Raw genomic sequence first — 22766 nt, 5'->3', positions numbered from 1 at the left:
GCGCGAGCATTAAGCTGAATTTGTTTTTTGACGTCAGTTTTCCACCGCGCGGCGATGGCTTGCAGTGGGGCTGGCCCGCGGAAATCCCCTGGCAGAGGTTTCCGTGGGCGATAAAAGGCGATTCAGGCGGTTTCTTGAACGCTCAGAATGGTCAGAACGGTTTGGATACTTTGCGCAGCGTCACGACCAAGGCTGGTCAAATAGCCGCCATCGGCTTGGTCGATCAGTTCTTTTTCAAAGAGGCGTTGGGCAGCAGCTATGTGCTTCGGGGCAGCGGTCTGATGAATTTTCAGACCTTCCTGGGAACTGTCCAGGTTGAAGAGTGCGAGGACTTCCAGTTCGGCAACCAACTCAGGGGTAAGCGACATAAGGACTCCAGACTTTCTAGGAATTGGACGACAGCGCCCCTAAGGTGAACCTGCCGGCGCGGCCTGTCCAGTGTGCGTCGGGGTTTTTGTCTCGGGGGTGGATTCCAGTGTAGTCAGGGGCCGGGAGAAGGCCGCAGAGATGGGTGACAAATTGTGTGGGAGCAGAGCTGCTCCCACATCGGGCTGCGCGGTTACGGCTTTTCCGGCGGCAGCTCAGGCAATGCACGAAGGGCCGTTTCGTACCATTCGGTATCGAATGCGCGGTCGTCATCGAGCATGGCGTCGATCTCGTAAGCCAGCACGTGAGCCATCAGGTTCAGGATGTCCTCACGTTCGTAGCCAACCAGGGTCAGCTTGTTGAACGTCGCCTTGGCCGCTGGCGGGTTGTCGCTTTCGATCTGGTTTTCGATGGCTTCGATCAAAGTGCTCTCGGTGAACTCTTCTTCGTCGTTATCGATATCTGTCGGCTCGCTCATGGCAGGCTCCTCAAGGAAAGGCGCCAGTTTACCCGCATTCAGCGGCGTGATGCTGCTGGCAGGATTCCCCGGAGCGATCTATAAACAGGCACTGCCCACCCCGCACGGCCTGGAGGCTATGTGATGTTCAAGCTCTACGGATTCTCAGTCAGCAACTACTACAACATGGTCAAACTGGCGCTGCTGGAAAAAGGCCTGCCGTTCGAGGAAGTCACGTTCTACCCGACGCCAACTCCGGAGTCTCTGGCCATCAGCCCGCGCGGCAAGGTACCGGTGCTGGGGGCCGAAGGTGGCTACATCAACGAAACGATGGTGATGCTCGAATACCTAGAAAGCACCCAGAAGGGTGTCCCGCTGCTGCCAAGCGATCCGTTCGCGCGCGCTCAAGTGCTGGCGGTGGCCAAGGAAATCGAGTTGTACATCGAGTTGCCGGCCCGTGCCTGTTACGGCGAAGCGTTTTTCGGCGCGGCGCTGCCGGAGGCGATCAAGGAGAAGACCAAGGCTGAATTGCTGCTGGGGTTTGCGGCGCTGGGACGCCACGGCAAGTTCGCCCCGTATGTGGCGGGCGATAGCCTGAGCATCGCTGACCTGTACTTCCTCTACAGCGTGCCGCTGGCGGCTGCGGTGGGGCACAAGCTGTTCGGTCTGGATCTGCTGGCGGACATGCCAAAGGCCAAGGCGCTGCTGGAGCGACTTGAGCAGAATCCTCATGTGCAGAAGATCGCTGCTGACAAGGAAGCGGCGATGCCGACGTTTTTGGCGATGATCGCGGCCAAAAAGTAGAAATTTGTAGCGTTCTGAAATCAGTCATCGCGGGCAAGCCCGCTCCCACAGGATTTTGTGTTGAAACACTATTGTGTGTTCAGCGGGAAACCTGTGGGAGCTGGCTTGCCAGCGATGCTTTTAGCGGCTGGCGATCAGCGCCTGACCGCGAACCACGGCAGCCTTGACCTGCGCCGGCGCAGTGCCGCCGATGTGGTTACGGGCATTCACCGAGCCTTCCAGGGTCAGCACGGCAAACACGTCCTGCTCGATCTGGTCGCTGAACTGACGCAGTTCTTCCAGGCTCATTTCCGCCAGATCCTTGCCGGTATCGACGCCGTACTTCACGGCGTGGCCGACGATTTCGTGGCAGTCACGGAACGGCAGGCCGCGGCGCACCAGGTAGTCAGCGAGATCGGTGGCGGTGGAGAAACCGCGCAGCGCCGCTTCACGCATGATCGCGTGTTTCGGTTTGATCGCCGGGATCATGTCGGCAAAGGCACGCAGCGAATCGCGCAGGGTGTCGGCGGCGTCGAACAGCGGTTCCTTGTCTTCCTGGTTGTCCTTGTTGTAGGCCAGCGGCTGACCTTTCATCAGGGTCAGCAGGCCCATCAGGGCGCCGAACACACGGCCGGTCTTGCCACGTACCAGCTCCGGCACGTCGGGGTTTTTCTTTTGCGGCATGATCGAGCTGCCGGTGCAGAAGCGGTCCGGCAGATCGATGAACTGGAACTGCGCGCTGGTCCACAGCACCAACTCTTCGGAGAAACGCGACAGGTGCATCATCGCGATGCTCGCGGCCGAGCAGAATTCGATGGCGAAGTCGCGGTCGGACACGTTGTCCAGCGAGTTGCCGCCGACAGCGTCGAAGCCCAGCAGTTGTGCGGTGTATTCGCGGTCGATCGGGTAGGTGGTGCCCGCCAGCGCGGCGCTGCCCAGCGGCATGCGGTTGGTGCGTTTGCGGCAGTCGACCAGGCGCTCGTAGTCGCGGCTGAGCATTTCGAACCAGGCCAGCATGTGGTGCCCGAAGGTCACAGGCTGAGCAGTCTGCAGGTGAGTGAAGCCCGGCATGATGCTGCCGGCTTCGCGCTCGGCCTGCTCCAGCAGACCTTTTTGCAGGCGGGTGATCTCGGCCAGGATCAGGTCGATCTCGTCGCGCAGCCACAGGCGGATGTCGGTGGCAACCTGGTCGTTGCGGCTGCGGCCGGTGTGCAGCTTTTTGCCGGTGACGCCGATGCGGTCGGTCAGGCGTGCCTCGATGTTCATGTGCACGTCTTCGAGGTCGACGCGCCAGTCGAACTGGCCGGCCTCGATTTCACCCTGGATGGTCTTCAGGCCATCAATGATGCTGTCGCGCTCGGCATCCGTCAGCACGCCGACCTTGGCCAGCATGGTGGCGTGGGCGATCGAGCCCATGATGTCGTGGCGATACAGGCGCTGGTCGAAAGTGACGGAGGCGGTGAAGCGGGCGACGAAGGCGTCGACGGGTTCACTGAAGCGGCCGCCCCAGGACTGATTGGTCTTGTCAGTGCTCATGAATTCGCTCGTATCGGCTTGAAGAAAGTAGGCGTGAAACGCTGGCGGGGATAATAACAGGGTTGCCAATCCTGTCGCTGACACTGGGCGATACGTTTTTTTCTCATGTCGGCGTTCATAGTCGCCGCCGGTTCCGGGGGATTTGCTCAAGGATATTTTCCGATTGAGCAATATCGGCCCGGCGAGCGTCTACAGTAGGACTAAGGGTCGGCGCGACTGTGGATCGCGCAAAGGTCTGGTCGCCGACTATAAGAAGAGAGGGGTGGGTGTATTGACCATCGGCATACCCTGCGTAAAACGCAGACAGCGGCGAGCTTTGGGCGGTGCGTCTCGGGTGTCGGCAAATATTGCCGGCCGACGTACGGCACTTTTTGGCGCTCGCGCTAGTCTTAGCGTGGATCGCGGTGACGGACGTCACTCCACTTGTCTACGCTATCCTTGTGCGAGACTCACGCAGGAATCCAGCGCAATATGAATGTCCTGATCGTTGATGACGAACCACTGGCCCGCGAGCGCCTCGCCCGAATGGTGAGCGAGCTCGAGGGCTACACAGTCCTGGAGCCCAGCGCCACCAATGGCGAAGAGGCGTTGGCACTGATCGACAGCCACAAGCCGGATATCGTGCTGCTCGATATCCGCATGCCAGGCCTCGATGGCCTGCAAGTGGCTGCCCGCCTGTGCGAACGCGAAACCCCGCCCGCCGTGGTGTTTTGCTCCGGTATCGATGAATTTGCCTTGGAGGCCCTGCAGGCCAGTGCCGTGGGCCATGTGGTGAAACCCGTGCGAACCGAACATCTGCAGGAAGCCCTGAAAAGGGCTGAACGTCCGAATCGGGCTCAGCTTTCGGCCCTGACTCGTCCCGCCGCCGAAAGCGGCACCGGCCCGCGCAGTCACATCAGCGCGAGGACCCGCAAAGGCATCGAGCTGATCCCGCTGGATCAGGTGGTGTACTTCATTGCCGACCACAAATACGTGACCTTGCGCCATGAAACCGGTGAAGTCCTGCTGGACGAGCCACTCAAGGCCCTCGAAGACGAATTTGGTGAACGCTTCGTGCGGATTCATCGCAACGCGCTGGTGGCTCGTGACCGCATCGAGCGACTTCAACGCACACCACTGGGGCACTTCCAGCTGTTCCTCAAAGGCCTGAACGGTGACGCGCTGATCGTCAGCCGCCGGCATGTGGCGGGCGTGCGCAAGATGATGCAAGGGCTTTAGCCCGCAGAGATCGGACGGTTTACTATTCTCTTCACCAGGCATTGCCGGCCAGGGAGGCCACGCCGTTTCTGATTCAAGTCAAAGTGGATTTGACTGAGCTGTTATTATCCGCCGTATCTATTCAGTACGGATTGATCCATGTCCTCTCGCGAAATCCGCATCGCCACCCGCAAAAGTGCACTGGCCCTCTGGCAGGCCGAATACGTCAAAGCCCGTCTGGAAACAGCCCACCCCGGACTGCTGGTGACGCTGGTGCCCATGGTCAGTCGCGGCGACAAGCTGCTCGATTCCCCCCTGTCGAAAATCGGCGGCAAGGGCCTGTTCGTCAAGGAACTGGAAACCGCGCTGCTGGAAAACGAAGCCGATATCGCTGTCCACTCGATGAAAGACGTGCCGATGGACTTCCCCGAAGGTCTCGGTCTGTTCTGCATCTGCGAGCGTGAAGATCCGCGTGATGCCTTTGTCTCCAATACGTATTCCAGCCTCGATGCATTGCCTGCCGGCAGCATCGTCGGCACCTCCAGCCTGCGTCGCCAGGCGCAGTTGCTGACGCGCCGACCGGATCTCGAAATCCGCTTCCTGCGCGGCAACGTCAATACCCGTCTGGCCAAACTCGATGCCGGCGAGTACGACGCGATCATCCTTGCGGCGGCGGGTCTGATCCGTCTCGGTTTCGAAGATCGCATCACCTCGGCAATCAGTGTCGACGACAGCCTGCCGGCCGGTGGCCAGGGGGCGGTGGGCATCGAATGCCGCAGTGCCGACACTGAAATCCACGCCTTGCTCGCGCCTTTGCATCACGCCGATACGGCTGACCGTGTGAGCGCCGAACGTGCCCTCAACAAACACTTGAATGGCGGCTGCCAGGTGCCGATCGCCTGCTACGCCGTGCTTGAAGGCGAGCAATTGTGGCTGCGTGGTCTGGTCGGCGAGCCGAGCGGCGGCAAGCTGCTGAGCGCCGAAGCCCGTGCGCCACGCGCTGCCGCTGAAACGCTGGGCGTGCAAGTCGCTGAAGACTTGCTCCGCCAGGGTGCCGCCGACATTCTCAAGGCTGTCTACGGCGAGGCAGGTCACGAGTGACGGCCTGGCGCCTGCTGCTGACGCGCCCCGCTGACGATTGCGAGGCGCTGGCCGAGGTGCTGGCCGGGCAGGGGATTTTCAGCAGTTGCCTGCCGCTTTTGGAAATCGCGCCGCTGCCAGTCTCTGACACAATGCGCCAGACGTTTGCCCGGTTGTCGTGCTACAGCGCGGTGATCGTGGTCAGCAAACCGGCGGCGCGTATCGCTGTGCAATTGATGGATGCCGATGGGGCGTCGCTGCCGGCCATGCCCTGGTTCAGCGTTGGCGCGGCGACGGCGCAGATTCTTCGGGATCGGGGTCTCGATGCGAACTCCCCGGACGAGGGTGATGACAGCGAAGCCTTGCTGCAATTGCCACGTCTGCTCGACGCCGTCGCACAGCCCGGCGCGGCGGTGTTGATCCTGCGCGGAGAGGGCGGTCGCGAGCTGCTGGCCGAGCGCCTGCGCGCGCTTGGTGCTAGTGTCGAGTATCTGGAACTGTACCGCCGTGACCTGCCGGACTATCCGCCGCAGGAGCTGCCCCGCAGGATTGCAGCGGAACGCCTGAACGGGCTGGTGGTCAGCAGTGGACAGGGTTTTGAGCACCTGCGCCAATTGGCTGGCGACACTTGGCCAGTGCTTGCGCAGTTGCCGTTGTTTGTTCCAAGCCCAAGAGTCGCCGAGCAGGCGCATGCCGCCGGGGCTCGAACAGTTGTGGATTGTCGCGGCGCCAGTGCCGCGGCTTTGCTGACGGCGTTACGGGAGCATCCCGAACCCGTTCTCTAATGCAAAGGATGGATACGTGAGCGAAACAGCCTTGCCTAAAGATGACGTTCAACCTGTGATCGATGCACCGGTTGAAGCACCGCCACCGGCCGCCGAAGCGCGCCGAGGCAACGGATTGGCCATTCTCGCGCTGCTGCTCGGCGCCGCCGGTGTTGCGGTGGGTGGCTGGGGGGTCTGGCAGGTGCGACACCTGCAAGCCAACACTCAGGAGCAATTGAGCCAGGTACAGGCGTTGAGCGATCAGGCCCAGACCCTGAAACTCAACGATCAGCGTCTGACCGAGCGTCTCGGGCAGCTGCCGGGCGCTGACGAACTCGCCGACCGCCAGCGTCTGGTGACGCAACTCCAGGGCGATCAGCAGCGCCTCAATCAGCGTCTGGAAACCGTCCTCGGTGCCAGCCGCAAGGACTGGCGCCTGGCCGAGGCCGAGCATTTGCTGCGTCTGGCCAGCCTGCGTCTTTCCGCCCTGCAGGACATCAGCAGCGCTCAGGCGCTGGTGCAGGGTGCCGACGAGATCCTGCGCGAACAGAACGACCCGGGTTCGTTTGCCGCTCGTGAGCAAGTGGCGAAAACCCTGGTGGCGCTGCGCAGTACTGCGCAGCCGGATCGTACCGGTCTGTTTCTGAGACTGGGTGCGTTGCGCGATCAGGTCATCGAGCTCACCGAGCTGGCACCTGAGTACAAGGATCGCGGTGACTCGTTGCTGGGCCTGACCGCCGATGGTGACGGTGCCAGTCGCTGGTCGCAGTGGTGGGATCACATCTCGCGCTACATCCGCATCGATTTCAATGCAGACAAAAACGTTCGTCCGCTGCTTGCCGGCCAGAGCCTGAGCCAGGTGCGTCTGGCCTTGAGCCTTTCGCTCGAGCAGGCGCAATGGGCCGCGCTCAACGGCCAGGCGCCGGTGTACACCCAGGCCCTGGCTGAGGCGCGGGATGTGCTCAAGGGCAATTTCAACCCGGACAATCCGCAAAGTAAAATCATGCTCGAGCAAGTAGCGGAGCTGAGCAAGCAACCGGTCACGGTGGTCACCCCGGATTTGACGGGCACTCTTAGCGCGGTGCAGGGCTATCTCGAGCGGCGTAACGTCAACGCTGAAGACTCGGTGAAACCGTTTGCCAAACCTGCTGCCACTGCGCAGGAGATCACGCCATGAAACGCCTGTATGTCATCGTGTTTTTGGTGATCGCAGCGACGGCCGCCCTCGGTCTGGCGATCGCCGAACATTCCGGTTACGTGCTGGTTGCCTACAAAAGCTTCCGCTATGAATCGAGCCTGTGGGCAACCCTGGGGTTGGTCGCAGTGCTATGGCTGCTGATCTGGGGTATCAAGGCGCTCGTCGAACTGGTGCTGACCTCGGGTGGCGTGGTCAATCCCTGGTCGCGCCGTAACCGCAGCCGTCGCGTACAAGTGGCTATCGAACACGGTCAACTGGATCTGGCCGAAGGTCGCTGGGCCAGCGCCCAGCGTCATCTTTACCGGGCCGCCGAGGCCGAGCGCCAACCGTTGCTGTATTACCTTGGCGCCGCCCGGGCCGCCAACGAGCAAGGCAATTACGAGGAAAGTGATCGTCTGCTGGAGCGCGCCCTCGAACGTCAGCCTCAGGCTGAGCTGGCGATTGCCTTGAGTCATGCGCAGCTGCAAACCGACCGTGGCGATACCGAAGGTGCGCTGGTCACTTTGCAGGCCATGCGCGAGCGTCATCCGCACAACGTGCAGACCCTGCGTCAGTTGCAGCGCCTGCATCAGCAGCGGGGTGACTGGTCCGCAGTGATCCGCATGCTGCCCGAGTTGCGCAAGGACAAGGTCCTGCCTCCTGCCGAACTGGCCGAGCTGGAACGTCGTGCCTGGGGTGAGAACCTGTCGCTGGCGGCGCATCGCGAGGAAGATGGCGCGGTGGGTCTGCAGTCGCTCAATCGTGCCTGGCAGCAACTGACTTCGTCGCAGCGTCAGGAATCGCCGCTGGTGCTTGCCTACGCCGAGCAACTGCGTCAGCTCGGAGCTCAGGTCGAAGCGGAAGAGGTGTTGCGCAGCGCTCTCAAGCGCAAGTACGACAGTCACCTGGCACGACTTTATGGCCTGGTGCGTGGTAGCGATCCGGCGCGTCAATTACAAACGGCGGAAGGCTGGCTCAAGGATCACCCCGCTGACCCGAGTCTGTTGCTGACGCTCGGTCGACTGTGCCTGCAAGCCAGTCTATGGGGTAAGGCGAGGGACTATCTGGAAAGTAGTCTGCGCACGCAGCGCAACCCGGAAGCCTGTGCGGAGTTGGCGCGACTGTTGGCCCGGCTCGGCGATACCGAGCGCAGCAACCAGTTGTTCCAGGAAGGCCTGGGGTTGTTGGATGAGCGTTTGCTGGCAGCGCCTTTGCCGGTACAGGCTCACGCCTGAATGGGTGAGGGAGTTCGCTCCCTCTCTCATGTTCTCGACTGAATAGTTACCGCTATTTCGTTTCTGAGGCAAAGTCCTACAGAGGCCTACATCCTTTCCTCTCAAGCCTGTCGGGATTTCCCTACACTTCTGGTGAAGTGTCGTCAGCGGCTCGCCTTGAAAGGCCGAGTCCCTTTCCTCTACCGTAACTGCCTGTCTTTATCGTTACGGATAACCCATGTCGCTGACCTGCTCACGCTCCCTGTTTTTTATGGCTTTCACGGCGGGAACACTGGCGCTGGGAGCTTCCTATTACCTTGAGTACGCGGTCGGTCTGGTACCTTGCAGTCTGTGCCTGGTGCAACGACTTTTTCTGAGCATCCTCACCGCCTGCTGTGGTGTGGCGGCTGTGCATGGACCAAGGCATTCCGGTGTGTCGCTTTACTGGTTTGTCGCTTTGTCAGCCGCTCTCGGTGGAACAATGGCAGCCTGGCGACAAGTGCTGCTGCAAGGCGATTCGATGCATCAGCTGGCGCAATGCGCGCCCAACCCGGAGGAGTTGCTCGGCCATCTGCCCTGGCTCTGCGCTCTGGCACGGATGTTCAACGACAGCGAGGATTGTGCGCAACTGTCCTGGACGCTGTTCGATCTGAGCATTCCGGAGTGGAGCCTGCTGTTCTTCGTCGCGATGTCGATCCTGGCTGTTTATCAATTGCTGCGGCTGGCCTGGAGCGCTCTGCAACGACCGCTCAGCGGCGAACCGTCGCACCAGGCGCTTGTCAGGGATTAAACACTTGTATGAACTTTCTCTCCTGCGTACCTTGAAGCCATAGGCGTGCGGGCATAATCTGGCCCGCACGTATCATTGGATTTGTGTTGCTCGATGACGCTCTGCCTGGCCGCCTCTCAAAGCAATACCCACAAGAAGGGGCGCGGGAGTAGGGCAGCATGACCCACAAGGGAAGAGAGATCGCCATGCTCGAAAGTTGTCAGAATGCTCAGGAACGTTGGGGTGGAGTTCATCTGCTGATAGACCGCTGGCTCCAGGAACGTGAGGAACTGATCGCTGCCTACGACAGGTTGGGCGCAGAACCTCAATCACTCTCCGTGGATCGAAAGCCCTTGCAGGAGTTCTGCGGCGTGCTGGTCGATTACGTGTCGGCCGGGCATTTCGAAATCTACGAACAGCTGACGGGCGAGGCCAAGGCCTTTAACGACAAGCGCGGCCTGGAGCTGGCCGAGACGATTTATCCGCGCATCGATGTCATCACGGAAAAACTGCTGGCCTTCAACGATCTTTGCGATGAAGGCAAGTGCGTTGCCGAGAAATTCAAGGAGCTGGGTGGGCTGCTCCACGAGCGCTTCGAACTGGAAGACTGCCTGATCGAAGTGCTGCATACCGCCCACAAGGAAGAGGATTCGGTTCAGGCCTGAACCGACCCTGCAAGACACAAAAACGGTGCGCCAACAGCGCACCGTTTTTTATTGGGCGATCAACTGGTCGCGCCGCGCAATTCGACTTCGAACACCAACGGTGTGAAAGGCGCGATCAAGTCGCCGGCACCGTCGGCGCCGTAAGCCTGATCCGATGGAATCACCAATCGCCACTTCGCACCCACCGGCATGTTTTGCAACGCGGTGCGCCATCCGGCGATCACGCTGTCGAGATTGAACCACTGCGGCTGAGTGTTCTGATCGAACACGGTGCCGTCCGGCAGTCGACCGATATACAGCACCTGCACCTTTCCGTCGGGGCCGGCCTTGGTGCCATTCCCTGGTGTCAGTTCGGTCAGCAGGATACCGTCAGCCAATTCTTTCACACCCGGTTTGGCTTTTTCGGCGGTAAGAAAACGTCGCTCGTTTTCCATTGCGGCTTCCGTTGACGGCATGGCCGCATGCTCGGCCGTCTGCGATTCGTGATCGGCCAGGATCTGCTCGATACGTGCCTCGCTCAGAGCCAGCGGCTTGCCTTGATAGGCCTGTTGCAGGCCTTCGATCAGGGCCTGAATCTGTAGCTGCGGCACTTCTTGACGCAGCCGTTCACCAAGGCTCGCGCCAAGACTGTAAGCCAGATCATGCGCATCGTTCGCGGTGTTTTTTTCGTCGGCCTGCACCGCCGAAAAAATCATGCAGAGGGATAAAAAAAGGTAGCGCGACATGGGCACTCTCCGTCCTGAATTGCGGTGGATTATGCCAGCGTGAACGTCTGCAACGGTGAACTGCTTTGAGCAATGCGCAGAAGTTTTTCGCAAGCCTGCAACCGAGTGCTTTCGATACTGTCAACATGCCCTAGCGGCGGTAGCAGCAGAGGTCTAGTATGAGCCGCACTCACGTCAGCCAGGAGGTAAACCATGTCGGCCACCAAGAAGCCTGTAAATACTCCGTTGCACTTACTCCAACAGCTCTCGGGCAGCCTGCTCGAACATTTGGAAAACGCTTGCTCCCAAGCCTTGGCTGATGCTGAAAAACTGCTCGCCAAACTGGAAAAGCAACGCGGCAAGGCACAAGAAAAACTGCACAAATCCCGCACCAAATTGCAGGACGCAGCCGCAGCCGGTAAAGCCAAGGCGCAGACCAAGGCCAAGGGTGCCGTGAAGGAACTCGAAGACCTGTTGGATGCGCTGAAGGATCGTCAATCCGACACTCGCAGCTACATTCTGCAACTCAAGCGCGATGCCCAGGAAAGCCTGAAACTGGCCCAGGGTGTTGGTCGCGTTCAAGAAGCCGTCGGCAAGGCGTTGTCCCTGCGCTCGGCCAAGCCGGCAGCGGCACCTGCGAAAAAAGCGGCCGCAAAACCTGCTGCAAAAGCACCGGCCAAGGCACCTGCCAAAGCCCCGGCAAAAGCGCCAGTGAAAGCCGCCGCAAAACCTGCAGCGAAGAAACCCGCAGCCGCAAGCGCTGCAAAACCTGCGACTAAAACCATCGCTGCAAAACCAGCTGCCGCCAAGCCTGCTGCTGCAAAACCAGCCGCTAAACCAGCGGCGAGAACCGCTGCTGCGAAAGCTGCTCCGGCGAAAAACGCAGCTGCCAAACCGGCTGCAAAACCAGCCGCCAGAACTGCCGCTAAACCGGCTGCAAAACCTGTGGCCAAAACTGCTGCTGCCAAGCCTGCGGCCAAAACCGCTGCCAAACCGGTTGCAGCCAAACCTGCCGCCAAAGCTGCAGCGAAACCAGCTGCCAAGCCTGCGGTAAAAGCAGTGGCTAAACCTGCTGCTGCCAAGCCTGCTGCGAAACCAGCCGCAAAACCTGCTGCCGCTGCCAAGCCTGCAACTGCCGCGGCAAAACCTGCTGCTACCGCCGCCAAGCCAGCAGCGAAACCCACCGCAAAACCTGCCGTGAAAAAACCTGCCGCTGCCAAACCAGCTGCAGCGAAACCGGCTACTGCACCTGCTGCCAAGCCAGCCGCGTCGGCCACTCCGGCAACGACCGCAGCACCTGCAACCGCCGCCACTACCTCGACCACCGCAACCACGCCATCCCCGGCACCGGTGTCGAGCGTCGCCAGCAACCCGACCAGCGCTTCCTAAGCACCGGTCGCCGCGACGCGCAGCACTTGCAGCGCGTCGCGGTTCAGGTTGGCCGCATTGCCGGCCAGAACCTCCAGCCAGTCACTCGACTCCTTCGAATTACGCTTCCAACCCTGCGCTGCGCCTTCAAGTCGCGACAGTAAAGCGCGCTCCGCCTCCAGCTCCAGACCCTTGATCTGCTCGCGCATACCTTTGAGCACCGGATCCGTCTCGGCCAACGTTTTCCACTGCAAGCGCATCGCCCGCAGCGGTTGAATCACCTCTTTGTCCCAAGGTCCGGTCAGCTCTTGGAGCTGTCGCGCACGCACCTCGTCGCAGGTCACGTCGCGCTGTTCCAGCCACAAACCGCACAGCATCAGGCACACATTGGCTCCCGCCGATTGCAGGCGCAGGCAGGCATCCTCCACGCCGGGACGGGCGTAGACGGCAAGGGCAAAGCTCCACAGGTCAGAGGACATCGTGCTACTCGCGCCAGTTGTGAGCGAAGCTGGTAGACTCCGCCGCCATTATGATCCGACTTCAGAACCTGACTTTACAGCGTGGCCCGCAACGTCTGCTAGAAGACGCCGAGCTGACCCTGCACGCCGGCCACAAAGCCGGCCTCATCGGTGCCAACGGCGCCGGCAAATCCAGCCTGTTCGCCTTGCTGCGCGGTGAGTTGCACCCGGACTCGGGCGACTGCCTGCTGCCGGCCGACTGGCGTATCGCCCACATGCGCCAGGAAGTCGACACGCTCGAACGCCTGGCGGTCGACTATGTGCTCGACGGCGACCTGCGCCTGCGCGAAGTGCAGCGTGAGCTCGCGGCAGCCGAAGAGGCCCACGACGGCACCGCGCTGGCCCGCCTGCACATCGAACTCGACAGCGCCGACGGCTACACCGCCGATGCGCGAGCGCGCAAGTTGCTGGCCGGTCTCGGTTTCACCAATGAGCAGATGGATCGTCAGGTAGGAGATTTCTCCGGTGGCTGGCGGATGCGTCTGAACCTTGCGCAGGCTTTGATGTGCCCATCGGACCTGCTGCTGCTCGACGAACCGACCAACCACTTGGACCTCGATGCCATAATCTGGCTCGAAGAGTGGCTGAAAAGTTACCCCGGCACGTTGTTGCTGATTTCCCACGACCGGGATTTCCTCGATGAAGTCGTCGATCATGTGGCCCACGTCGATCAGCGCAAGCTGACGCTCTACCGTGGCGGCTACACCGCGTTCGAACGCGCCCGTGCCGAACGTCTGGCCCAGCAGCAACAGGCCTACGAGAAGCAGCAGGCGCAGCGCGCGCACATGGAAAGCTACATTGCCCGGTTCAAGGCCCAGGCCACCAAGGCCCGTCAGGCCCAGAGCCGGATCAAGGCGCTGGAGCGGATGGACGAGCTGTCGGCGGCCCACGTCGATTCGCCGTTCGACTTCGTGTTCCGTGAATCGACCAAGATTTCCAGCACGCTGATCGACCTGTCCGATGCGAACCTGGGTTACGGCGACAGAACCGTGCTGGAGAAGGTCAAGCTGCAACTGACCCCTGGCGCGCGGATCGGCTTGCTCGGCCCTAACGGTGCAGGCAAGTCGACGCTGATCAAGAACCTCGCCGGCGAACTCGAACCGCTGGCCGGACGCCTGACCCGTGGCGAGAACACCGTGGTCGGCTACTTCGCCCAGCATCAGCTCGACTCGCTGGACGCCAAGGCCAGCCCGTTGCTGCACTTGCAGCGTCTGGCACCGACCGAGCGCGAGCAGACGTTGCGCGACTTCCTCGGTGGTTTCGACTTCCGTGGTGCGCGACTCGACGAGCCGGTACTGAATTTCTCCGGTGGTGAAAAAGCCCGTCTGGCCCTGGCGTTGATCGCCTGGGAACGGCCGAACCTGTTGCTGCTCGACGAACCGACCAACCACCTCGACCTGGAAATGCGCCTGGCGCTGACCATGGCGCTGCAGGAATTCAGCGGCGCGGTACTGGTGGTTTCCCACGATCGGCACCTGCTCAAGAGCACCACCGACAACTTCTACCTGGTCGCGGACGGCAAGGTCGAAGAGTTCGATGGCGACCTCGAAGACTATGCACGTTGGCTGGTGGAATACCGCCAGCGCAACGCCCCGGTCAGCAACACGCCGGTCAACCCGGACAAGACCGACAAGAAGGCCCAGCGTCAGGCTGCGGCTGCGTTGCGTCAGCAACTGGCGCCGCACAAGCGCGAAGCCGACAAGCTCGAAGCCGAGCTGGGCAAGCTGCACGAAAAACTCGCCAAGGTCGATGCCAGCCTCGGTGACAGCGACATTTACGAGCCGGCACGCAAGAACGAATTGCGCGACCTGCTGGCCGAACAGGCCAAGCTGAAAGTGCGCGAAGGCGAGCTTGAAGAGGCGTGGATGCAAGCGCTGGAAACCCTGGAAAGCATGCAGTCGGAGCTGGAGGCGCTGTCCTGATGGACGCGTTCAAGCTGCCGCTGCCGGCGGTGTGGATCGAACCGATCTGGCTCGGTGTGCAGATTCTGCTGATCCTGCTGGCCGGTTACTTCGCCCAGCGTGTCGTCGCCCGATTCCTGACCCGCCTGGGCGAGAAGTATCCGTTCCCGCCGCAGTTGCTGATGCCGCTGCGCGGCGGCTTGCGCTGGCTGATCATGGGCAGCGCACTGATCTTCGTGCTGGAGCGCCTCGGGGTTTCTGCCACGGTGCTGTGGACGGCGTTGTCCGGTTTCGTCGCAGTTGCGGCGGTGGCGTTCTTCGCCATGTGGAGCGTGCTGTCGAACCTGCTCTGCGCGATTCTGATCTTCACCGTCGGCCCGTTCCGTCTCGGCGATGTGGTGGAACTGGTGGACACCACCGACAAACCCGGCGTCAAAGGCCGGGTGGTGGCGATCAATCTGCTCTACACCACGCTGATCGAAGCCGAAGAACTCGGCACCGGCAGCGCCATGGTGCAGGTGCCAAACAGTTTGTTCTTCCAACGCTCCGTGCGACGCTGGCGCGGGTCGGATGTGTTCCCTTCCAGTGGTTTTGAAAAGTGATCGGGCGCCGGCCACGTTGGTCGGCAGCCGCAACATCCTGAAAAAAATCGGTAGTCATCCAGCCTGAATCGCATTAGCTTGGACGTTTGTCACGAGTCTGAGTCGAGGTGTGCGATGGAGCTTCAAACATGGCTGGCGTTTTTTGCCGCCTGCTGGGTGATCAGCCTTTCTCCTGGTGCCGGCGCGATTGCGTCGATGTCCAGCGGTCTGCAATACGGTTTCTGGCGCGGTTACTGGAACGCCCTGGGCCTGCAACTGGGTCTGGCCCTGCAGATTGCCATCGTCGGTGCTGGTGTCGGCGCCATCCTCACCGCTTCGGCCACCGCGTTCCATGCGATCAAATGGTTCGGTGTCGCGTACCTGGTTTATCTGGCGATCAAGCAATGGCGCGCATTGCCGATGGACATGAGCGATGACGCGACGGTACGCCCGATCGGTCGGCCGATGGCGCTGGTGTTCCGTGGCTTCCTGGTCAACATCAGCAACCCCAAGGCCCTGGTGTTCATGCTGGCGGTGCTGCCGCAGTTCATCAATCCTCACGCACCGCTGCTGATCCAGTACGTGGTGATCGGCGTGACCATGATCTGCGTCGACCTGATCGTCATGGCCGGCTACACCGGTCTGGCGTCGAAAGTGCTGCGTCTGCTGCGCACTCCGACCCAGCAGAAGCGCATGAACCGCACGTTTGCCGGGCTGTTCATCGGCGCGGCGGCGTTCATGGCGACGTTGCGCAAAGCTGCCGCCTGAAACGGGCAGGCATAAAAAAGGCGACCTTTTCAGGTCGCCTTTTTCGTTTCCGGCAGTCGGTCAGTGCAGAATCACCGGCGCCGTATCACGCGGCAGATTGTTGCGCTGTTGCGGTTCACGCGGTTGCTCGTAGCCGCTACCGCCGAGCTGCATGCTCAGCTGTCCGGCGACGTCTTCGCCCAGCGCTTTCGAGACATCACGCACCACCCGTGGGCGGTTGAGTGAGATCTTGATGTCGCGGTGGTTCACCAGTTTGGTGTCCTGCGCTTCACCCATCGCCGTGAAGGCCGAGGTGATTTCGTAGGTCTTGGTGTTGATCAGGCTGAAATCCGCCACCAGCGTCAGGCCCAGTACGGCTGAATAGCTGTCGGTGTTCGCCAGCTCGTTCATGTCCTGGGTGAAGTCGATGTCAGACACCGTGCCGAACAGCACGTAGTCGGCGCCCTTGAAGTTGCCGGCCTTGATCCGCTTGATCACATCGTAGATGTCACCCTTGGACGAAGCGGTGTACGGCGTGCCCTGGATCAACTGGAACATGCCGGTGCGCAGGATTTCACCCTTGATGTCGCCGGTGAATTTGCGCAGCTCGGCCTGCTCGATGTAACTGGTGTTGGCTTCGAATTCGTTGTAGCTCGAAGAACCGCTGGAGCTGTAGTAACCCTCGCGGTAATTGCTCTTCGACGAAACGATATGGATGTATTGCTCCACACGTTCCTGATACGCCAGATCCGTTACCGCGACTTTCGGGGCCGCTTGCGCGCTGAACGCGCAAGCCAGGGCCATCATGCCAATCCATGCGCGCATCGATTAACGCTCCGTGGTTTTGCGGATCTCTTTCTCGTCCATCCACTCGGCCAGACCGCTTTCAACGTCGATCAGTTGCAGGCTGAATTTGTAGAAGACGTCCTTGTAGTCGCTGCTGCGCTTGACGATCGAGCTGATCGAGCCTTCAAGACGGTATTTGGCGGCGATCATGTTGCCGGTCTTGGCCACGGTGTTCTTCTTGTACAGGCCGCTCTGGTTTTGCAGCTTGAGCTGGTCGACCTGGCTCTGCATCGCGGTGTTGTCGCTGGCGAAGCGGGCGGTGCCGGACTTCATCAGCTGAGTCTTGATGCTGGTGGTGATTTCGCGGGTGTCGATGTATTCGCTGGTCTTGTTCTTCACGTCGTAGACCTGCACCACAGGACGACCCTGCAGAATGCCGGACTGGGCCAGGGAGCGGGTCATCGACTCGGCGATCATCTGCAGGTCGGTCGAACCGAACTCGTTGGTCACGGTTTCAACGGCCTTGGTGTCGCCGTAGCTGATGTTCTTGCTGCCCAGGGTCGGCGAAGTGTTGGCGCAACCGGAGGCCAGCAGGGCGAGGACGGCGATGAAGGAAAAGCGTGCAAACATGGGAATGCTCTCTGAATCGGGAATAGGGTGTCGGGCTTAAGGCGTCTTGAGTTCGAGACGGAAATCCACGGCTTTCGGCGTCGGTGCAACGCCCTGAATGAAGCTGGTCTGGGCGCCGTACATCATCTGGCTCTTCCAGACTTCTTCTTCGGCAATCGGAAAGCCTTCCGGGCCGAGCCAGGCGAAGCGGTAGTAGAACGTCTTGTTGCTGTTGAGGGTGTTGGTCAACTGCACATTGACGGTCATGAAACCGTTCTCGCGGGCAACGCGCATGGCGCCGACCGCGATGTGTTTCTGCGGGCCCATGGCCACGACCTTGCTCGCGGCGCTGCCCGGCTCCGGTGGTGGCGGGGTGGCGCAGCCGCTCGCCAGCAGGGCGAGGGCGGCGACGGCGAAGAGTTTGAAACGCATGCAAAGACTCCGTTCTTAAGGTTGTTTGAGGCTGGCCACAGCAGTGGCATTGGCGCTCGGGATAACGTGAGCGGCGAGCCCGGCAGCAAACACCTGGTTGCCCACGGCGCGCAGGGTGATCACCTGATAACGCTGATCGACGGTGACCTTGACCACCGAACCGCCCACAGCGCTCGGCAGGGTAACCTGATGCTCACCCTTTTTCAGGCGCAGACGCACCACCTGGGTGGTGTCCGGCAAGGTACGCCACGTACGGGTATCGGCACCTTCGAGCACAGCTGAAGAGATACCGACGGCCAGGCCCGCCAGCGGGTTGGTTTCATTGATCTTCTTCTGCGCCACGCCTTTGGTGATCGCACGCACCATGGTGCGCAGGATGATCCCCGGCATGTCATCGCGCAGGGCGCGGCGGGACATGGCAGTGGTGCTGTTGAGGGCGGTCAGGTTCAGTTGCTGGCCGTCGACACCGATCTGCGCGAACGGCGCGGTCGAGGTATCAGGCTTGATGATCGGGAACGACAGCGGGGTGATCACCACGCTGTTGGAGATCGGCAGCGGCAGTGGCACACGGATCGAATCCCGGGCTGGTGCCAGACCGCTTTGCACCACGATCAGGATGTCGCTGTCATCGCTCTTGACCGGCTTGTCGAGGTTGACCAGTGCCTGCTCCAACAGCGGCGTGTTCGGGCGCAGCTCTGCCGCTTTGCGATAACCCGGTGCAGCCAGGTCTTTTTCATCCAGGGCTTCGTAGACGAAACCGGCCAGGTAATGGCTGAACGCACTCTGGTAGCTGTTCTTCAGACCGACCACTTCCGGGGCGTCGAGGCTGGCGACCGGGTAGCCTTGCAGGTCCTTGTACTGAGTCTTGATGCCTTCCTTCTCGGCTTCCTCTTCGCTCTTGAGGTATTCCTTGTCACGCAGGTCAGCGATCACGGCTTCACGTTCGTGAGTTTTCTTGATCGCGGTGCGGGCGCCATCGAAGTCGTTGACCGCCAGCAGGTTCAGGGCCATCTGCGTGGTCAGCATGACTTTTTCGTAGTCATAGCCTTCGTAGCGACGGACCTTGTCATTGACCAGGAAGCTGCCGAACTGGGCCAGGTATTTGTCGGTGTCGAGCTTGACCGAGTCTTCCCACTTGCCGACCACCTGGTCGGCGCTGGTCCAGGCGTTCTGGCTGCCGGACAGGTCGCCCTTGGCGCGCAGCAGTTCACCTTTCTCGAAGTAATAGAGCAGGTCTTTGTCCGGGCCGGTGTTGTTCTTTTCCAGCAGGGTCAGGGCGGCGTCAACGTTGCCGGTGGCCAGTTGCTGGTTGGTCTGGGCCAGTTCGGAGTCGTAGTTGCGAAACGCCGAACAGCCGGACAGCAGAGTGACTGCGCCAAGCGCGATCAGAGTGGGAGCGCGGAATGCCATGGGGTACTTCTTCCATGAGTAGCGACAGCCTCGGGTGCGGGTCGGGCTGCTGGGACCGATCGGCAGTGGCGTTGGCCTCCTGCCAATTCCTCATAAACAGAGGAGCTTTAATGCCGCATCGCAATAACGAGGGCGCGGCATTATAAGCGGGCGATGCTGGCTATGTAATAGCTTTTTAATTGCACTGGTTAGTTAGATGCCATTACTTATTTCAGGCCTGATACTACGCGGCTTTCCGGTGAAACGGAGGCCTGGAAAGCACTGCCGTTGGCATAGATTCTGTCGCCCAAGGCGCGCAGGCCGATGATCTGGCGATCCTGATCGATGCAGACTTTCAGCGGTGCGACACCGGGTGCCGTTGGCAGGCTGATCAAGTGTTCGCCTTTCTTCAGACGCAGGCGCAGTACTTGAGTGAGGTTGGGCAGGGTGCGCCAGGTACGGGTGTCTGCGTGCTCGAATCCATCGTAATGAGTCACGTAGGACGCCTTGGCGGGATTACGCCGGTTATCAGTACCTTGGACGTCTGCCGCCAGGAACGCGCGATACGTGGTGCGCTGAATGATCCCGGGCATGTCGTCACGCAGGGTGCGCAAAGACATGTCGGTGATGTTGTTGACCGTGATCAGCTTCTTTTGGCGGCCGTCGAGGCTGATCTGATTGAAAGGCTGGGTGGAGGTGTCGGGCACCATCACCGGAAACGATACATTGGCGACGATCACCTGGCCGTCCTCAAGCTTCACCGGATACGGCACGCGCACCGAACTGCGTGCCGGTGCCAGCCCGCTTTGCACGATGATCAGCACGTCGCTTTCACCGGCCTTGAGCCCGGGGCTGTCGAGGTCACGCAATGCCTGTTGGAAGAACGGCATGTCAGGGCGCAGTTCTATGGCCTGACGATAACCCGGTGCCGCCAGATCCTTTTCACCCAGGGCTTCATAAGTGAAGCCGGCCAGATAGTGGCTGAACGCACTTTGATAGCCGTTCTTCAGGGCAATGACTGCCGGCGAGTCCAGCATGACCACCGGGTAACCTTGCAAGTCCTTGTAATGCACACGGGCGCCCCGGGCCTTGGCGGCTTCTTCGACACGTTCGTATTCCAGCTCCCGTTGCCGGGCGATCAGTGTTTCGCGTTCGTGGGTTTTCTTGATGTCCGCACGGGCGCCGTCGAAGTCATTCACGGCCAACTGATTCAGGGCCATTTGTGTGGTCAGCATGACCTTTTCATAGTCGTAGCCATCGTAGCGACGAATCTTGTCGTTGATGATGCTGCCCCATTGATTGCCCAGGGCGGCCAGCAACTTGTCGCCAGTGGTTTCAATAACGTCTTGGCGCTGGATCACCATCTGCTCGGCACTGCGCCAGGCGACCTGACTCTGTGGCAACTCGCCGGCAGCGCTGAGTACCGCACCTTTCTCGAAGTAATACAGCAGGTCTTTTTCTTCATCCGGGTTATGCGCCTCGATCAGGGCCAGCGCACCGTCGGTGTTGCCTGCTTTCAACTGATCGGTTGTCTGTTCCAGTTCCAGGTCGTAATTGCGGTAGGCCCCGCAACCGCTCAGTTGCAGGAGCGCACTCAACAGCAAGGGAAACAGCAGGCAATGGCGCATGACCACGAGATCTTCCTTAATCGAAAGGGGCGAGAGGCGACGCAGTATAGAGGCGAGTGATGGCTATGTGCTGCAGCACAATGTGCGTAATCCGGGTGCGGCCAACGAGAAAGCTTGAGTCAGGCTTCATCGACGTGAACAATGTGTTACTTCGCATTTCCAATTGAGACCCCTTCATGACTGCCTCGTCCCGATTTCTGGCCTGGCTGGTGTTCCCGTTGTTTGCCCTGAGCAGCTTCAATCTGCTGGCCGATACCGTGGAAGGCGCGCCGCAAGCGCTGCACCTGCTCGATTACATCAGTGCCGATTACCCGCCAACGGTGGAGGCAGGCAAGGTCATCGACGATGCCGAATACCGTGAACAACTGGAATTCACTCAGGCGTTGCAAGGGCTGATTGCCGGCATGCCGGCCAAACCGGAGAAGGCTGCGCTGGAGCAGGGCGTCGAAGCGCTGTTCGCCGCCATCACCGCGAAGCAGGATGGCGCGGACGTCGCCCGTCAGGCCCGGCAACTGGGGGCGAAACTGGCGGTGGCCTATGAAGTCAGCCAGGCGCCGATCATCACCCCGGATCCGACCCGTGGCGCGCCGCTCTACGCTCAACATTGCTCCGTTTGCCACGGTGAAACCGGTGCGGGCGACGGCCCGGCGGGTCTCGGCATGACGCCGGCGCCGGCCAATCTACGCGATGCTGTGCGGATGGATCACCTGAGCCTGTACGCGATCTACAGCACCCTCGGCCAGGGCGTCGAAGGCACCGACATGCCGGCGTTCGCCGATCAACTGGACGATCGTCAGCGCTGGGATCTGGCGACCTACATCGCCCAGTTCAGTGCCGATCCGGCCACGGCCAAAACCGACAAGACTTACAACATCGCCGACCTGGCCCGTCAGACGCCGGCCGAAGTGCAGGCATCCGAAGGCCCTGAAACCGCTGCGATCTTCCGTGCTCAACGGGCGCAACCGCCGCAGGTCAAGCGAGGCCCGGCGCAGTTGCTCGACTATACCGCCGCGACGCTGGACAAGAGTCTTGCGGCTTACCGCGCCGGCGAGCGTGATCAGGCTTATGACTTGTCCGTTGCCGCGTATCTGGAAGGCTTCGAACTGGTCGAAAGCTCGCTGGATAACGTCGACGCCAACGTGCGCAAGGACACCGAAAAATCCCTGATGGCCTACCGGCAATCGCTGCAGGACGGCTTGTCGGTCGAGCAGGTCGAGCAGCGTCTCGACGCGGCCAAGGTCAAACTCAAGGAATCTGCCGGCCTGCTGGGCAGTGACGGACTGAGCTGGTCGCTGAGCTACATCTCCGGACTGCTGATTCTGCTGCGCGAAGGCCTGGAAGCGATTCTGGTGCTGGCAGCGATCCTCGCGTTCCTGCGCAATACCGGCCAGCAATCGGCGGTGCGCAGCGTCAACGTCGGCTGGGGTCTGGCGCTGCTGGCCGGTCTCGGGACCTGGGCGCTGGCGGCGTACGTGATCGATGTCAGTGGCTCCCAGCGGGAATTGCTGGAAGGCGCCACAGCGCTGTTCGCCAGTGTCATGGTGTTGTGGCTCGGGGTGTGGATGCACGACCGTCGCCACGCAGCGGCCTGGCAGGACTACATCAAGCAGAGTCTGGTTGGCGGCGGTGGCCGGTTCGGCTTCGCGATCCTGGCGTTCTTCTCGGTGTATCGCGAGCTGTTCGAAGTGATCCTGTTTTACGAAACCCTGTGGTTGCAGGCCGGCCCTGCCGGGCACAACGCGGTGTTGGCGGGCGGCGCGACAGCGCTGGTGCTGCTGTTCGGTCTGGCGTGGGTGATCCTGCGCGGCTCGGCGAAACTGCCGCTGACGCTGTTCTTCAGCATCAACGCAGCGCTGCTGTGCGCGTTGTCGGTGGTGTTTGCCGGTCATGGTGTGAAGGCATTGCAGGAAGCCGGGATCTTCGGCACGCGTCCGGTGGCGTTCTTCGATTTCGAGTGGCTGGGGATTCATGCTGACGCCTACTCGCTGACCGCACAGGTCGTGGCGATTGCGGCGATCATCGTGCTGTATGGCCGCAGTTGGGTGGCGGAAAAGCGCCGGGTGACTGCTTAAACAGCATTCGCTGCGCTCACTTC

23 protein-coding genes are annotated in these 22766 nt (G+C 61.0%); 13 read left to right on the top strand and 10 right to left on the bottom strand.

Annotation, left to right across the window (positions count from 1 at the left end):
* Positions 1-122 precede the first annotated feature (122 nt).
* Entirely contained in the window at positions 123-368 is a 246-nt protein-coding gene (locus JJN09_RS18955; protein ID WP_249483042.1) for a TIGR02647 family protein, read from the bottom strand.
* Positions 369-559: 191 nt separating this feature from the next.
* On the bottom strand, positions 560-844 hold the full coding sequence (locus tag JJN09_RS18950) for a hypothetical protein (RefSeq protein ID WP_249483041.1): 285 nt from the start codon (positions 842-844) through the stop codon (positions 560-562).
* A gap of 123 nt (positions 845-967) precedes the next feature.
* Here JJN09_RS18950 and JJN09_RS18945 point away from each other — a divergent pair, with 123 nt between their 5' ends.
* A complete protein-coding gene (locus tag JJN09_RS18945) occupies positions 968-1627 on the top strand; it encodes a glutathione S-transferase family protein (protein ID WP_249483040.1) in 660 nt (219 codons plus the stop codon).
* Positions 1628-1747: 120 nt separating this feature from the next.
* Here the strand turns inward: JJN09_RS18945 and argH are convergent, their stop codons facing one another.
* Positions 1748-3142, bottom strand: a complete 1395-nt coding sequence (argH, locus tag JJN09_RS18940; RefSeq protein WP_249483039.1) for an argininosuccinate lyase — start codon at positions 3140-3142, stop codon at positions 1748-1750.
* A gap of 471 nt (positions 3143-3613) precedes the next feature.
* On the opposite strand from argH, the gene JJN09_RS18935 reads away from it, so the two are divergent.
* The 7 genes from JJN09_RS18935 to rsd all read left to right on the top strand — a co-directional run bounded on the left by JJN09_RS18935 (position 3614) and on the right by rsd (position 10008).
* Positions 3614-4360 carry a LytTR family DNA-binding domain-containing protein gene (locus JJN09_RS18935; RefSeq protein WP_096817349.1) on the top strand — a complete coding sequence of 249 codons (747 nt, stop codon included), beginning with the start codon at positions 3614-3616 and terminating at the stop codon, positions 4358-4360.
* Positions 4361-4498: 138 nt separating this feature from the next.
* Entirely contained in the window at positions 4499-5440 is a 942-nt protein-coding gene (gene hemC / locus JJN09_RS18930; protein ID WP_249483038.1) for a hydroxymethylbilane synthase, read from the top strand.
* Complete coding sequence (locus JJN09_RS18925) at positions 5437-6204, top strand: uroporphyrinogen-III synthase (protein ID WP_249483037.1); 768 nt, start codon at positions 5437-5439, stop codon at positions 6202-6204. The genes hemC and JJN09_RS18925 overlap by 4 nt, the downstream gene beginning before the upstream one ends.
* Before the next feature lie 16 nt (positions 6205-6220).
* Positions 6221-7360 carry a uroporphyrinogen-III C-methyltransferase gene (locus JJN09_RS18920; protein WP_249483036.1) on the top strand — a complete coding sequence of 380 codons (1140 nt, stop codon included), beginning with the start codon at positions 6221-6223 and terminating at the stop codon, positions 7358-7360.
* Entirely contained in the window at positions 7357-8595 is a 1239-nt protein-coding gene (locus JJN09_RS18915) for a heme biosynthesis protein HemY (protein WP_249483035.1), read from the top strand. Before JJN09_RS18920 ends, JJN09_RS18915 begins: the two co-directional genes overlap by 4 nt.
* A 217-nt stretch (positions 8596-8812) precedes the next feature.
* Positions 8813-9364: a disulfide bond formation protein B gene (locus JJN09_RS18910; RefSeq protein WP_249483034.1), complete on the top strand. Its 552-nt coding sequence runs from the start codon at positions 8813-8815 to the stop codon at positions 9362-9364.
* Positions 9365-9549: 185 nt separating this feature from the next.
* On the top strand, positions 9550-10008 hold the full coding sequence (rsd, locus tag JJN09_RS18905) for a sigma D regulator (protein WP_249490827.1): 459 nt from the start codon (positions 9550-9552) through the stop codon (positions 10006-10008).
* A 59-nt stretch (positions 10009-10067) separates the two neighbouring features.
* Here the strand turns inward: rsd and JJN09_RS18900 are convergent, their stop codons facing one another.
* The gene (locus JJN09_RS18900) at positions 10068-10733 is read right to left on the bottom strand and encodes an FKBP-type peptidyl-prolyl cis-trans isomerase (RefSeq protein WP_249483033.1); all 666 of its coding nucleotides are present in this window, start codon (positions 10731-10733) and stop codon (positions 10068-10070) included.
* Positions 10734-10925: 192 nt separating this feature from the next.
* Here JJN09_RS18900 and JJN09_RS18895 point away from each other — a divergent pair, with 192 nt between their 5' ends.
* Complete coding sequence (locus JJN09_RS18895) at positions 10926-12101, top strand: AlgP family protein (RefSeq protein WP_249483032.1); 1176 nt, start codon at positions 10926-10928, stop codon at positions 12099-12101.
* Here the strand turns inward: JJN09_RS18895 and JJN09_RS18890 are convergent.
* Positions 12098-12559, bottom strand: coding sequence for a TIGR02444 family protein (locus JJN09_RS18890; protein ID WP_249483031.1), 462 nt, complete (start codon positions 12557-12559; stop codon positions 12098-12100). The two genes, JJN09_RS18895 and JJN09_RS18890, sit on opposite strands and share 4 nt — an antisense overlap.
* A 50-nt stretch (positions 12560-12609) precedes the next feature.
* Between JJN09_RS18890 and JJN09_RS18885 the strand changes: the two genes are divergently transcribed.
* From JJN09_RS18885 to JJN09_RS18875, 3 genes are all read left to right on the top strand, one after another.
* Positions 12610-14520 (top strand): ATP-binding cassette domain-containing protein, encoded by a 1911-nt coding sequence (locus tag JJN09_RS18885; RefSeq protein WP_249483030.1) that lies wholly within the window; start codon positions 12610-12612, stop codon positions 14518-14520.
* Positions 14520-15101, top strand: coding sequence for a mechanosensitive ion channel family protein (locus JJN09_RS18880; RefSeq protein ID WP_096817368.1), 582 nt, complete (start codon positions 14520-14522; stop codon positions 15099-15101). The genes JJN09_RS18885 and JJN09_RS18880 overlap by 1 nt, the downstream gene beginning before the upstream one ends.
* Before the next feature lie 114 nt (positions 15102-15215).
* Positions 15216-15848, top strand: coding sequence for a LysE family transporter (locus JJN09_RS18875; protein WP_249483029.1), 633 nt, complete (start codon positions 15216-15218; stop codon positions 15846-15848).
* A 60-nt stretch (positions 15849-15908) separates the two neighbouring features.
* Here JJN09_RS18875 and JJN09_RS18870 read toward each other — a convergent pair whose 3' ends face one another.
* The 5 genes from JJN09_RS18870 to JJN09_RS18850 all read right to left on the bottom strand — a co-directional run bounded on the left by JJN09_RS18870 (position 15909) and on the right by JJN09_RS18850 (position 20671).
* Positions 15909-16652, bottom strand: coding sequence for a penicillin-binding protein activator LpoB (locus tag JJN09_RS18870; RefSeq protein ID WP_249483028.1), 744 nt, complete (start codon positions 16650-16652; stop codon positions 15909-15911).
* Positions 16653-16655: 3 nt separating this feature from the next.
* Positions 16656-17243, bottom strand: coding sequence for a penicillin-binding protein activator LpoB (lpoB, locus tag JJN09_RS18865; RefSeq protein ID WP_249483027.1), 588 nt, complete (start codon positions 17241-17243; stop codon positions 16656-16658).
* 36 nt (positions 17244-17279) lie between these two features.
* Positions 17280-17654, bottom strand: coding sequence for a YcfL family protein (locus JJN09_RS18860; protein ID WP_249483026.1), 375 nt, complete (start codon positions 17652-17654; stop codon positions 17280-17282).
* 15 nt (positions 17655-17669) lie between these two features.
* Positions 17670-19064, bottom strand: a complete 1395-nt coding sequence (locus JJN09_RS18855) for a COG3014 family protein (RefSeq protein ID WP_249483025.1) — start codon at positions 19062-19064, stop codon at positions 17670-17672.
* A 206-nt stretch (positions 19065-19270) separates the two neighbouring features.
* Complete coding sequence (locus tag JJN09_RS18850; RefSeq protein ID WP_249490826.1) at positions 19271-20671, bottom strand: COG3014 family protein; 1401 nt, start codon at positions 20669-20671, stop codon at positions 19271-19273.
* A 176-nt stretch (positions 20672-20847) separates the two neighbouring features.
* On the opposite strand from JJN09_RS18850, the gene JJN09_RS18845 reads away from it, so the two are divergent.
* Positions 20848-22743, top strand: coding sequence for an FTR1 family protein (locus tag JJN09_RS18845; RefSeq protein WP_249483024.1), 1896 nt, complete (start codon positions 20848-20850; stop codon positions 22741-22743).
* The last annotated feature ends 23 nt before the right edge of the window (positions 22744-22766 follow it).

It is taken from the genome of Pseudomonas sp. HS6 (assembly GCF_023375815.1).
Classification (GTDB): Bacteria; Pseudomonadota; Gammaproteobacteria; order Pseudomonadales; family Pseudomonadaceae; genus Aquipseudomonas.
Note: the sequence above shows the minus strand (reverse complement) of the source record. Positions and strands in the feature narration are given on the sequence as shown.

Coding starts and splice junctions, on each gene's coding strand:
- JJN09_RS18950 (WP_249483041.1), bottom strand. CDS start 844: ATGAGCGAGCCGACAGATATCGATAACGACGAAGAAGAGTTCACCGAG.
- JJN09_RS18850 (WP_249490826.1), bottom strand. CDS start 20,671: ATGCGCCATTGCCTGCTGTTTCCCTTGCTGTTGAGTGCGCTCCTGCAA.
- argH (WP_249483039.1), bottom strand. CDS start 3,142: ATGAGCACTGACAAGACCAATCAGTCCTGGGGCGGCCGCTTCAGTGAA.
- JJN09_RS18895 (WP_249483032.1), top strand. CDS start 10,926: ATGTCGGCCACCAAGAAGCCTGTAAATACTCCGTTGCACTTACTCCAA.
- JJN09_RS18860 (WP_249483026.1), bottom strand. CDS start 17,654: ATGCGTTTCAAACTCTTCGCCGTCGCCGCCCTCGCCCTGCTGGCGAGC.
- lpoB (WP_249483027.1), bottom strand. CDS start 17,243: ATGTTTGCACGCTTTTCCTTCATCGCCGTCCTCGCCCTGCTGGCCTCC.
- JJN09_RS18945 (WP_249483040.1), top strand. CDS start 968: ATGTTCAAGCTCTACGGATTCTCAGTCAGCAACTACTACAACATGGTC.
- hemC (WP_249483038.1), top strand. CDS start 4,499: ATGTCCTCTCGCGAAATCCGCATCGCCACCCGCAAAAGTGCACTGGCC.
- rsd (WP_249490827.1), top strand. CDS start 9,550: ATGCTCGAAAGTTGTCAGAATGCTCAGGAACGTTGGGGTGGAGTTCAT.
- JJN09_RS18885 (WP_249483030.1), top strand. CDS start 12,610: ATGATCCGACTTCAGAACCTGACTTTACAGCGTGGCCCGCAACGTCTG.
- JJN09_RS18870 (WP_249483028.1), bottom strand. CDS start 16,652: ATGCGCGCATGGATTGGCATGATGGCCCTGGCTTGCGCGTTCAGCGCG.
- JJN09_RS18855 (WP_249483025.1), bottom strand. CDS start 19,064: ATGGCATTCCGCGCTCCCACTCTGATCGCGCTTGGCGCAGTCACTCTG.
- JJN09_RS18880 (WP_096817368.1), top strand. CDS start 14,520: ATGGACGCGTTCAAGCTGCCGCTGCCGGCGGTGTGGATCGAACCGATC.
- JJN09_RS18955 (WP_249483042.1), bottom strand. CDS start 368: ATGTCGCTTACCCCTGAGTTGGTTGCCGAACTGGAAGTCCTCGCACTC.
- JJN09_RS18875 (WP_249483029.1), top strand. CDS start 15,216: ATGGAGCTTCAAACATGGCTGGCGTTTTTTGCCGCCTGCTGGGTGATC.
- JJN09_RS18845 (WP_249483024.1), top strand. CDS start 20,848: ATGACTGCCTCGTCCCGATTTCTGGCCTGGCTGGTGTTCCCGTTGTTT.
- JJN09_RS18935 (WP_096817349.1), top strand. CDS start 3,614: ATGAATGTCCTGATCGTTGATGACGAACCACTGGCCCGCGAGCGCCTC.
- JJN09_RS18910 (WP_249483034.1), top strand. CDS start 8,813: ATGTCGCTGACCTGCTCACGCTCCCTGTTTTTTATGGCTTTCACGGCG.
- JJN09_RS18890 (WP_249483031.1), bottom strand. CDS start 12,559: ATGTCCTCTGACCTGTGGAGCTTTGCCCTTGCCGTCTACGCCCGTCCC.
- JJN09_RS18915 (WP_249483035.1), top strand. CDS start 7,357: ATGAAACGCCTGTATGTCATCGTGTTTTTGGTGATCGCAGCGACGGCC.
- JJN09_RS18900 (WP_249483033.1), bottom strand. CDS start 10,733: ATGTCGCGCTACCTTTTTTTATCCCTCTGCATGATTTTTTCGGCGGTG.